Genomic DNA, 10,258 nt, shown 5'->3' with positions numbered 1-10,258 from the left:
CGAATTTACCATCAAATTTTCTTCATACTCATTTATTGGCTTGATATTAACATGGTAATACTGCCCTTTTTATCTATTCATAGAAGTTACATTTTGTCAAAAAAAATTAGATGCGTTTCCCCTGGTTTTTAGATACACTCCCGGTTCGTGACCCGCCCAACTAGCAGCGAACTGCTTGCAGCAGCGCTTCGCTATCGCCACCGGGATTTTGTATTCTGTGGATAATCTAATGCAGTAGGCGTGGCGCAAACAGTAAGCAGTGAAAGGGATGTTTGCGCGAGAAAATGCTTTAGTTACTCGCTGTCCATATTCTTTGAGCGTGGGTGCGGTGCATGGTAATTCTTGCTGTCGCCACAGTTCCCAGTTCTTTGCCCAATCCAGATGGTAGGGGTAAACCTCCCTGTAACCAGTTTTCCCCCGTAGGACTTTTAGCAGGTATGGATGTTCTGGGGAGATTTCACAGAAAAATACTTCGTGCGGTCTTAGCCCGTAGGTTGCCAAAATGCCATAAGCCCATTGCCAATGATTTTTTAAAAGTTCTCTATTGGCTTCTATTTCTTTCCTACTGGGGATATAGCGGGGTGTTGTCTCCCCTATCCCATAACTACCGATGTAGGGTTTAAGGTCTATGGGCTGTCCTGCAAATTTTGCCAGTGCTATTAACTTTTCGCACACCAGTTTTCTCTTTCTGGTATTAGCCGGTACTTGAGCCACGGCTGCTAACATTGCCTCTGGCGTAAGTTCATCTCCTAGTAGTCGCCAAGCTGGTAGGTAGTCTGATTTCCATGTGGTTTCCGTAGTGGGGCTTTTACCCCTACGACTGTAATAATCTACCTCAAATTTTTGTATCCAATTTTTGGCACTGCTGATCGGTGCCGATTGTAACCCCTGATCAAGATATTCTGACCATTCAAATCTTCCTTGTGCCAGTAGCCCCCCTACTTTTTTGGCTTCTGCTTCTGCAAATTGCAAACCAGCAGGGTTGGCATAACAGCCTAAAGCTAAATATTGTTGGTGAGGCTTGCCTGTTCCTGATTTGGGCGGGAATGTGGCGCGGAGGGAAAGTTTGTCGCCACGTTGGCAAACTGCAACCCCTATCTTACCCGCTTTTAGCCTTGCGTTGACTTCCTCGATAGTCCATTTGCTATCCATTTTGAACTAATTTTGAACTAATTTAAATTTACGTTCCTATATATTCCAGCATATTCCAGCATATCTAAATATAGATTCCATAAAATAGAATTCATGGGTAGAAACGACAAAACCCCTGATTTCTCAAGGGTTTCGATAAGGGCCAGCAGTTGGATTTGAACCTACGACCTTCCGATTACAAGTCGGATGCACTACCACTGTGCTATGCTGGCGATTTTGGTAAGAAGGTTTTTGATTGCCTCACCGATTTCATATTATAACATGGGGACATGATTTGTCTAGAGGGTAAGCAAAATATTTTTCTGATTGCCAAAAATTGGCAAAACTAGCCGCTAGGTTGTAGATTGATGCAAAAATATTTGGTACAGTGCAATTGGAGTATTCCTGGTGACACGGTTATACAAAGGCGCGGAAACATTTGTTCTTTATAGATAATCAAGCATGGCAGCATTAATAGGCAGAGATTTATTAAGTCTAGCGGATCTGAGTTCTGGGGAACTGCAAGAACTTCTGGAATTGGCTACTCAACTAAAGTCGGGAAAACTCAAGTTACATTGTAATAAAGTGTTGGGCTTATTGTTTTCCAAAGCTTCAACCCGCACTAGAGTCAGCTTCACAGTGGCAATGTACCAACTAGGGGGACAGGTAATTGATCTTCACCCCAATGTCACTCAGGTGAGTCGTGGAGAACCTATCCAGGATACCGCTAGGGTGTTAGATCGTTATTTGGATGTTTTAGCCATTCGCACCTTTGCTCAACAGGAGTTGGAAACTTTTGCGAAGTATGCGAAAATTCCTGTAATTAATGCCCTCACAGATTTAGAACACCCTTGTCAAATATTGGCTGATTTACTCACCATTCAAGAAAAGTTTGGAACTTTGGCAGGTTTAACTTTAACCTATGTCGGTGATGGTAATAATGTCGCTAATTCCCTGATGTTGGGTTGTGCTTTGGTGGGAATGAATATCAGAATAGCTTTTCCGTCAGGATACTCCCCAGATGCAGAAATTGTGGAAAAATCTCGAGAAATAGCCAATAAAAAAACTGAAGTTCTTTTAACCCATGATCCCGAAGCAGCAGCTAAAGGTGCATCTGTACTTTACACTGATGTTTGGGCAAGTATGGGACAAGAAACACAGGCAAATAACCGGTTCCCTGTTTTTCAACCTTATCAAATTTCTGAACAATTATTAAGTCTTGCAGATCCAGAAGCAATTGTTTTACACTGCTTACCAGCCCACCGTGGTGAAGAAATTACTGAAGAAGTAATTGAAGGTTCACAATCACGGGTTTGGGACCAGGCAGAAAATCGTCTCCACGCTCAAAAAGCTTTACTTGCAAGTATTCTTGGGGCAAAATAACAATATTGGTAATTGGTAATTGGTAATGGGTAATTGGTAATGGGTAATTGGTTAAATTTTTATCTGTTCCCTGTTCCCTGTTCCCTATTAGTTACCAATTACCATAAATATTTAATAAAAGCTTGTTAAGGGAAGATTTTTGTAGTACCAATGTTCTAGGGACATTTATTATTTACTTCCCGATAAAATTATGGAACGTCTCACAGATCCTCAAAAAGAACTATACGAATGGTTGGTTGAATATATCAGGTTGAATCAACATTCTCCCTCGATTCGCCAAATGATGGAAGGGATGAATTTGAAATCTCCAGCACCCATTCAAAGTCGGTTGGAACATTTACGCAATAAGGGTTACATTGGCTGGAATTTAGGTAGGGCGAGAACTTTGCGGATACTTCATCCTGTTAAACAAGGTGTACCAATTTTAGGAACTATTGCCGCAGGTGGTTTGATTGAACCGTTCACAGATGCCGTCGAACATTTGGATTTGGCTAATTTATCATTACCACCTCAAAGCTATGCTTTAAGGGTCGCTGGGGATAGTATGATTGAAGATTTGATTGCAGATGGTGATGTGGTATTTTTGCGTCCTGTTGCTGAACCTAACCAATTAAAAAATGGGACTATCGTGGCTGCGAGAGTGGAAGGACACGGTACAACTTTAAAACGTTTTTACCGCCATGATGATCTTGTTACTCTCAAACCTGCAAATCCTAATTACAATCCCATAGAAGTATCGGCTATGCAAGTAGAAGTGCAAGGTTCTTTGGTGGGTATTTGGCGTAATTATAACTAAAGGTTGTCGGTTGTCAGTTGTCAGTAGGGGCGAAGCATTTGGAAGATAAATTATCGGTCATTGCCAAAAATAGTTCTCCAAATCCTTCGCCCGTACAGTTGTCAGTTGTCGGTAGGGGCGAAGCATTTGGAAGATAAATTATCGATCATTGCCAAAAATAGTTCTCCAAATGCTTCGCCCGTACAGTTTTCGGTTGTCGGTAGGGGCGAAGCATTTGGAAGATAAATTATCGGTCATTGCCAAAAATAGTTCTCCAAATCCTTCGCCCGTACAGTTGTCAGTTGTCGGTAGGGGCGAAGCATTTGGAAGATAAATTATCGATCATTGCCAAAAATAGTTCTCCAAATGCTTCGCCCGTACAGTTGTCAGTTGTCAGTTGTCAGTTGCAAATAAAAAACAAGTAACTACTGATTCTTACCAATTACCAATTTATGTACCTAACGCGAAATGCAGTACCGAAATTGCCTACTTTTAAACTCAAGTTACCTTATGCGGGGGAGAAAAAGGGCAGCTATCAAGTTAAGCAACCATTACCGGGATTTCCGAAAATGCCTTTATCTCTGCAATTGCGGGGATATCAACGTCAAGCTGTGACTAGCTGGTTTGCTAATCATGGTCGGGGGACATTAAAAATGGCTACTGGTAGTGGTAAAACTATTACTGCATTAGCGATCGCTTGTGAATTGTACCAGCAAATTGGTTTACAAGTCTTGTTGGTGGTGTGTCCCTATCGTCATCTTGTTACCCAGTGGGGTAGAGAATGTGAGAAATTTAACTTACAGCCGATTTTAGCCTTTGATAATTTACGCAGTTGGCAAAGTCAACTTTCTACACAAATCTATAATCTGTGTTCTGGTTCTCAAGATTTCGTGACGATAATTACCACTAACTCGACTTTAATTGGTGATGGTTTTCAGACACAACTTAAATATTTTCCGCCGAAAACGTTGATTATTGGTGATGAAGCTCATAATTTAGGCGCACCGAAACTAGAGGAAAGTTTACCCCGAAATGTGGGTTTACGTCTAGCTTTATCAGCCACACCAGAAAGATATTTTGATGATGATGGTACAGAATCTTTATTAGATTATTTTGGTCATATTCTCCAACCTGAATTTAGTTTACAGGATGCGATTTCTCAAGGTGCATTAGTTCATTATATCTATAATCCGGTATTGGTAGAATTGACAGAAACTGAGAGTATCGCTTATTTAAAATTAACCAAAAAAATTGGTCGTTCTCTCCTTTATCGAGATCGAGATATGGGGGAAATGGGAGATTTTGAAAACAACGAAGATATCAAATCATTATTAATGCAAAGGGCGCGGTTAGTTGGCACTGCAGAAAATAAATTAACAGCCTTGCAAGAGTTAATGGCAACTCGTCGAGGAACTACCCATACATTGTTTTATTGTAGTGATGGTTCTCAAGAAATTGGACAACGTTATTCTCTGCGTCAACTCAAAGCTGTTGCTCAAATTTTGGGAGGAGAATTAGGTTATAAAGTCAGTACCTACACAGCAAATACTTCTTTGGAAGAAAGAGAAATTTTACGTCGTCAATTTGAAAGTGGAGAATTACAGGGTTTAGTCGCAATTCGGTGTTTAGATGAAGGTGTGGATATTCCCGCTATTCAAACCGCAGTAATTTTATCAAGTTCGGGAAATCCCCGGCAATTTATCCAACGTCGGGGACGGGTTTTACGTCCTCACCCTGGTAAAGAACGAGCCACGATTTTTGATATGATTGTTTTACCGCCAGATTTGGATAGGGAAACTATTGAAGTAGAACGGAATTTATTAAAGAAGGAATTACGGCGGTTTGTGGAATTTGCTGATTTAGCTGATAATGCTGGGGAAGCAAGAATGAAGTTATTAGCATTGCAAAAAAGATATGGGTTATTGGATATTTAACAAAGTTAAAAAACTCCCCAAAAAAAACCTCAACAATTCGCAATATTTAGTGGAAGCTTGAGGTAAGTGAGGTTAAAATTACAAGCAATGTCTAAATCTGAAGTAGAACTATGAAGACGGCTGAAAAACTGGCTGCTGGTTGGTTACTCACACTCGGATTCATGTTTTTGGCGATATCAGTCTCAGAAGCCATAGATAAATCGGCGCAGTCAGGAGTAACGGTATATCCAGTGGAGGGGGAACAGGTATTTTCACCTCCCAATGCGGCTCAAGAGAGTAAAGATACGATTGTGGGAGGGATAATTTTTGGTGTGCCTAGCGCGATATTGGGGAGTTGGTTAGCATTAGGATTGTATAAACAAAGTCAACAAGAGAAAAAAGCCTTAAAGCAGCAAAACAGTGAACAATTACAAGCGCAGTTTTATCAAATGTTACTAGAAAATCAAGGACGAGTAACTTTGTTAAGTTTTGCTATGCAGTCTCAATTACCAGCAGCGGAAGCTAAACAATATTTAGATAAGAAAGCTAAAGAATTCAATGCGAATTTTCAAGTAACCGAAGAAGGGGCTGTATCATATCATTTTGATGTTTAATAGGTCAGATGACACAATTTTTTTTAACTATAGCCGCCATTTTTGGCGGTTTGTCTGTTGCTGGTGGTGCTTTTGGCGCTCATGCTTTGCGGGAAAAAATTAGCGAGCGCTCTTTAGAAATATTTGACACTGGCGCTCGTTATCAAATGTACCACGCTCTGGCACTTTTGTTGGTTGCCATGCTCATGAGTCGTTTAGAAAATCCACCGACGACGCTTTTAGTCAGTGGTTGGTTATTTATTATTGGTGTGGTGATTTTTTCCGGTAGCTTATATGCTCTCAGTTTAACTGGTATTAAGTCTTTAGGCGCAGTTGCCCCATTGGGAGGATTGGCATTAATGCTGGGTTGGGCTGCTTTAGCTGTGGCTGGTGCAACCATCAAGTTTTAATCAGTAGCAAATGGGAAATGGAGTCTAAATTATCACTCAAAATCTTCGTTTTCCCTTGCCTGTTACCTTTTCTCTCTTATCTATTGAAAAATAGTATCATCAGTTGGTGACATCAAGTAGGTAGAATATTACCACAGTCTTATGAAATAGGTGTAGCCAGCACGTGAAGATATTTATATATCACACTCCCGAATTGACCCCAAATGATACAGTTCCAGAATGTGCGATCGCTGTTGATGTTCTGCGAGCAACTAGTACAATGGCCACAGTATTAGCCGCTGGAGGTGAAGCTGTACAGGTTTTTAGCGATTTAGATCAACTGATGACAGTGAGTGAACAATGGCCTTCAGACAAGCGACTTAGGGCTGGAGAAAGGGGTGGTGCTAAAGTAGCTGGTTTTGAGTTGGGTAACTCACCCTTAGATTGCACAGCCGAATTAGTTGCTGGAAAAAGGTTATTTATTAGTACCACCAATGGGACAAGGGCTTTACAGCGGATACAAAACGCCCCCATTGTTCTCGCAGCAGCTTTGATTAATCGGGCAGCAGTAGTTAAATTTCTGTTAGAAAAGCAACCGGAAACAGTCTGGATTGTTGGTTCTGGCTGGGAAGGAAGTTATTCTTTAGAGGATACAGTATGTGCGGGGGCGATCGCTCATAGTATTTGGCAACAAACTAATTGTCCCCTAGAAGACATCAGTGGCAATGATGAAGTGGTTAGTGCGATCGCTCTTTATTCCCAATGGCAAAATGACCTATTAGGATTATTACACAAAGCTAGTCATGGTCAACGATTATTACGCTTAGAATGTTTAGAAGACCTGAAATATTGTTCCCAAACTGATACTTTAGATATTTTACCGATTCAAACAGAACTAGGAGTATTAAAAAGTCAAAATAACTAATAGGAGTCAGGAGTCAGGAGTCAGGAGTCAGGAGTCAGGAGTCAGGAGTCAGGAGTCAGGAGTCAGGAGTCAGGAGTCAGGAGTCAGGAGTCAGGAGAAAGGAGAAAGAAGAAAGAAAGAAAGAAAGAAAGAAGAAAGAAGAAAGAAAATTTCTTCACCTCTCTCTTCTCTGTTAGATCAAACATAATAATCTGGAATATTTCATCCTGTTAATCCTGAAATCCTGTACTTCGACTTCGCTCAGTAACCAGACATCCTGATTCAGACAATTAATATTACTGAATACTCGACAAAGGTACACCTAACCACCCGGCAAAATTCTCCATTTCTGTGAAAGAAGGATTTTCCACAACTTTAAGTTGATATCTACTAGGAATTGATGCAGCTAGAGTAACAGAATAAGTCCGCAATTCATCTTGATGAAAAACAGTAACTTGGATAGAATCATTTTCCTGGTAATCCTTCAAGCGTTCATTTAATTGATTTCCCACCCTAATCCTATCAATCGCTAACAATTCATCCCCAGCATCAATTCCCGCAAATTGTGCCGGTGAACCCGCTTCCACAAACTTAATTATCTCCCGTCCATTTTCAGTATTTATCCTCACACCCAAATAAGGTTCTTCATTCTTTTCCTCAACTAATTGCAAACCAAAAGGTTGTAAATATTGATTAAAAGGTAAATCTTCCAAACCATGAAGATAGCGTTTAAAGAAATCTCCTAAATCCATACCCGCTACAGACTCAATCACACCCTCTAATTGTTCGGGAGTATAACCAACTTCGTCCTTTCCAAACTTCTCCCACATTTGCCGCATTACATCATCTAAAGAAAGCTGATTCCCGTGATGAACGCGAATTAATAAATCTAATAAAAGTGACACCATTTCCCCTTTGATATAATAGGAAATTTGAGAATTACCACTATTAGCATCTGGACGATAAAGTTTAATCCAAGCATCAAAACTTGACTCCGACAAAGGTTGAACTTTTCGTCCTGGAGTCATCAAATATCTGGTAATTTCCTTACTCAAATAGTTTAAATATGCCTTGGTTTTATAAATACCTGCCCGTAAAGGAATGATTAAATCATAATAACTGGTTGTTCCCTCGCAAAACCACAAAGATGGTGTATAATTTTCCTGATCATAATCAAACACTTCCAAACCCAAAGGACGAATTCTTTTAACATTCCATAAATGAAAGAATTCATGGGCTACCAATTGCAAAAATGGCTCATATTTATCCACCGTCCGAAATCCAAACTTTTGATAAATTAAAGAACAAGAATTTTTATGTTCTAAACCACCAAAACCCTGCTGAAGCAAATGCAGAAAAAATACATATCTGTCATAAGGTAAACCACCAAACATTTGTGATTCTACCTCAATAATTTTTTGGCAATCAGCAATCATTTGTTCTGGTTGAAAATTTCCTTTTCCCCAAACTGCTAATTTATGGGGTTTACCCAAAACTTCAAAATTATATAATTGATGACAACCAACTTCAAAAGGACTATCAACTAAAGTATCAAAATCTGCCGCTAAAAAAGTATTTACTGTTTCTGCAAATGTTGGTAAACTAGTAGTTACTTGCCATTGAGGGTTAGCAGGAATTACCCTTATCTGCATGGGAAAATTTTCCCAACCAGGGATTCTAAAAAACAAAGCTGCCCCATTAAAGTAACCGTGAGTAGCATCTAAATGATTTGTTCTTACTGTTAATTCATTAGCAAATACACGGTAATGAATAGTTACTTCTGAAGTATTGCCTTTTTCTACTTGCCAATGATTTTTACTAACTTTATGCCAAGATAAGGGTTGATTATTCGCAAAAGCCGCAAAATCCTGTAAATGTCTGCCATATTCCCGCACCAAATATGAACCAGGAGTCCACACTGGCATTTTTAAATCGAGAACTGCTGACGGATAGTTAACAATGTGTAAAGTCACCTCAAATAAATGGGTTTCTGGTTGAGACATTCCCACCAAGTAATGAATTTGTGGAGAGAGTTCTAAAATCATTTTGTGTGTTGAGTTTTGATTTACTTATCCATAATCAACAGTCTATCGTTAATCGTCAAGTATAGGCATATAAAATTAATAATATGATGTGTTTATGGTGATTTCATGTAAACCAAGATTATTGACTGATTTGTAAACCTACAATACTCTTAGAGTGGAGGTCTTTGCTGATTGTATCTAATCACAAAAGGATATTTTTTGTATAAGTTGTTAAAACAGTACCATCTTTTATGCAAGATTTGGGAAAAAACAAGCCAAGGAGTTATTAATTATGACAGTACCTTATGACGAACTGGTTTTTCAATCACCATATTTAGCTGTAGTAAAAGCAAAACAACTGCTAGAGGAGGGGAAAATGAAAGAAGTTGATGATATTTTAGAGAGTTTAGCCGAGTCTATGGGAAGATCAGAAAAAAGAGCAGTAATTAATCGCCTAACTCGATTGATACTGCATATAATTAAGTGGAAATGTCAACCGGAAAAACGTAGCGCTAGTTGGGTAATTTCTATTCGTTCAGCTAGGGCAGAAATTACTGCCAGTCAAGAAGAAATGCCAAGTCTCAATCGAGATTTTTTGGAATCAATTTGGAACAAGTGTTTTCTGGCTGCAAAACAGGATGCTAGAGATGAAATGGGTAAAAAACCAGATATTATTGCTTTAAGTTGGGATGAGGTTTTTAACGAAACTTATACACTTTGGGAGGATTAGAAAATTTCTATTTGGGAAAAAATCAGGTTATTTATCTTGATTTTTGGCTGTTCCCTCCTTCCCAATCATTACACTTCATTGCGAAATTAGGCAGTTAAGTAAAAAAAATGATAACTTCTGATCTAGTCTAGTAAAGCAATTACACCAAATTTATCAAGGAGAACCCAGTGGCAATGGAATCAAATGTACTAACGGGCGCAACTGTAGACAACCAAGATATAAGTGAATACGTTGCTCATCTACAAATGCACATGGCACTACAAGCTCGAAATCTGGTTCCCAACTTGGTTCCCAACTGCAAACAAACAATTCAAGATAGTCGTCAACAATTACTTCATCAAACCCAAGCCGACTTTGAAAAATTCGCTTCTCGCCAAGGTCTATAGATTTAAAAGTATTTTGAGTAGAATTATCCT

Annotated in this window: 12 protein-coding genes and 1 tRNA gene; 10 read left to right on the top strand and 3 right to left on the bottom strand. The window is 39.3% G+C overall.

The window, feature by feature from the left end:
* Positions 1–96 precede the first annotated feature (96 nt).
* Together FJR09_RS08665 and FJR09_RS08660 are read right to left on the bottom strand one after the other, a co-directional pair.
* Complete coding sequence (locus tag FJR09_RS08665; RefSeq protein ID WP_174783275.1) at positions 97–1,152, bottom strand: integrase; 1,056 nt, start codon at positions 1,150–1,152, stop codon at positions 97–99.
* Positions 1,153–1,292: 140 nt separating this feature from the next.
* Positions 1,293–1,364 (bottom strand) — tRNA-Thr (locus tag FJR09_RS08660).
* Between the two features lie 229 nt (positions 1,365–1,593).
* Here FJR09_RS08660 and argF point away from each other — a divergent pair.
* The 8 genes from argF (at position 1,594) to FJR09_RS08620 (ending at position 7,109) form a co-directional block, all read left to right on the top strand.
* Positions 1,594–2,514 carry an ornithine carbamoyltransferase gene (gene argF / locus FJR09_RS08655; RefSeq protein WP_168653179.1) on the top strand — a complete coding sequence of 307 codons (921 nt, stop codon included), beginning with the start codon at positions 1,594–1,596 and terminating at the stop codon, positions 2,512–2,514.
* A 190-nt stretch (positions 2,515–2,704) separates the two neighbouring features.
* The gene (gene lexA / locus FJR09_RS08650; protein WP_015080837.1) at positions 2,705–3,310 is read left to right on the top strand and encodes a transcriptional repressor LexA; all 606 of its coding nucleotides are present in this window, start codon (positions 2,705–2,707) and stop codon (positions 3,308–3,310) included.
* A 169-nt stretch (positions 3,311–3,479) separates the two neighbouring features.
* Positions 3,480–3,623 carry a hypothetical protein gene (locus FJR09_RS24630; protein WP_217361115.1) on the top strand — a complete coding sequence of 48 codons (144 nt, stop codon included), beginning with the start codon at positions 3,480–3,482 and terminating at the stop codon, positions 3,621–3,623.
* Positions 3,592–3,714: a hypothetical protein gene (locus FJR09_RS25815; RefSeq protein WP_256370247.1), complete on the top strand. Its 123-nt coding sequence runs from the start codon at positions 3,592–3,594 to the stop codon at positions 3,712–3,714. Before FJR09_RS24630 ends, FJR09_RS25815 begins: the two co-directional genes overlap by 32 nt.
* 27 nt (positions 3,715–3,741) lie before the next feature.
* On the top strand, positions 3,742–5,223 hold the full coding sequence (locus FJR09_RS08635; protein ID WP_015080836.1) for a DNA phosphorothioation system restriction enzyme: 1,482 nt from the start codon (positions 3,742–3,744) through the stop codon (positions 5,221–5,223).
* Positions 5,224–5,333: 110 nt separating this feature from the next.
* On the top strand, positions 5,334–5,816 hold the full coding sequence (locus FJR09_RS08630; protein ID WP_015080835.1) for a hypothetical protein: 483 nt from the start codon (positions 5,334–5,336) through the stop codon (positions 5,814–5,816).
* Positions 5,817–5,824: 8 nt separating this feature from the next.
* On the top strand, positions 5,825–6,205 hold the full coding sequence (locus tag FJR09_RS08625) for a DUF423 domain-containing protein (RefSeq protein ID WP_168652855.1): 381 nt from the start codon (positions 5,825–5,827) through the stop codon (positions 6,203–6,205).
* Positions 6,206–6,368: 163 nt separating this feature from the next.
* Positions 6,369–7,109, top strand: coding sequence for a 2-phosphosulfolactate phosphatase family protein (locus tag FJR09_RS08620; RefSeq protein ID WP_015080833.1), 741 nt, complete (start codon positions 6,369–6,371; stop codon positions 7,107–7,109).
* Between the two features lie 275 nt (positions 7,110–7,384).
* On the opposite strand, the gene FJR09_RS08615 is transcribed toward FJR09_RS08620, so the two are convergent.
* Entirely contained in the window at positions 7,385–9,133 is a 1,749-nt protein-coding gene (locus FJR09_RS08615; protein WP_168652854.1) for a M61 family metallopeptidase, read from the bottom strand.
* Between the two features lie 271 nt (positions 9,134–9,404).
* Between FJR09_RS08615 and FJR09_RS08610 the strand changes: the two genes are divergently transcribed.
* Both FJR09_RS08610 and FJR09_RS08605 read left to right on the top strand, forming a co-directional pair.
* A complete protein-coding gene (locus tag FJR09_RS08610) occupies positions 9,405–9,842 on the top strand; it encodes a DUF29 domain-containing protein (RefSeq protein ID WP_015080831.1) in 438 nt (145 codons plus the stop codon).
* Between the two features lie 173 nt (positions 9,843–10,015).
* On the top strand, positions 10,016–10,228 hold the full coding sequence (locus tag FJR09_RS08605) for a hypothetical protein (RefSeq protein WP_041458081.1): 213 nt from the start codon (positions 10,016–10,018) through the stop codon (positions 10,226–10,228).
* The last annotated feature ends 30 nt before the right edge of the window (positions 10,229–10,258 follow it).

It is taken from the genome of Dolichospermum sp. UHCC 0406 (genome assembly GCF_009712025.1).
In the GTDB taxonomy this organism is placed as follows: domain Bacteria; phylum Cyanobacteriota; class Cyanobacteriia; order Cyanobacteriales; family Nostocaceae; genus Dolichospermum; species Dolichospermum lemmermannii.
This window is presented reverse-complemented; position numbering and strand designations above follow the sequence as displayed.

Excerpts from the sequence above, each read along its gene's own strand:
- FJR09_RS08665 (WP_174783275.1), bottom strand. The coding sequence starts at position 1,152 with ATGGATAGCAAATGGACTATCGAGGAAGTCAACGCAAGGCTAAAAGCG.
- argF (WP_168653179.1), top strand. The coding sequence starts at position 1,594 with ATGGCAGCATTAATAGGCAGAGATTTATTAAGTCTAGCGGATCTGAGT.
- lexA (WP_015080837.1), top strand. The coding sequence starts at position 2,705 with ATGGAACGTCTCACAGATCCTCAAAAAGAACTATACGAATGGTTGGTT.
- FJR09_RS24630 (WP_217361115.1), top strand. The coding sequence starts at position 3,480 with ATGCTTCGCCCGTACAGTTTTCGGTTGTCGGTAGGGGCGAAGCATTTG.
- FJR09_RS08635 (WP_015080836.1), top strand. The coding sequence starts at position 3,742 with ATGTACCTAACGCGAAATGCAGTACCGAAATTGCCTACTTTTAAACTC.
- FJR09_RS08630 (WP_015080835.1), top strand. The coding sequence starts at position 5,334 with ATGAAGACGGCTGAAAAACTGGCTGCTGGTTGGTTACTCACACTCGGA.
- FJR09_RS08625 (WP_168652855.1), top strand. The coding sequence starts at position 5,825 with ATGACACAATTTTTTTTAACTATAGCCGCCATTTTTGGCGGTTTGTCT.
- FJR09_RS08615 (WP_168652854.1), bottom strand. The coding sequence starts at position 9,133 with ATGATTTTAGAACTCTCTCCACAAATTCATTACTTGGTGGGAATGTCT.
- FJR09_RS08610 (WP_015080831.1), top strand. The coding sequence starts at position 9,405 with ATGACAGTACCTTATGACGAACTGGTTTTTCAATCACCATATTTAGCT.
- FJR09_RS08605 (WP_041458081.1), top strand. The coding sequence starts at position 10,016 with ATGGAATCAAATGTACTAACGGGCGCAACTGTAGACAACCAAGATATA.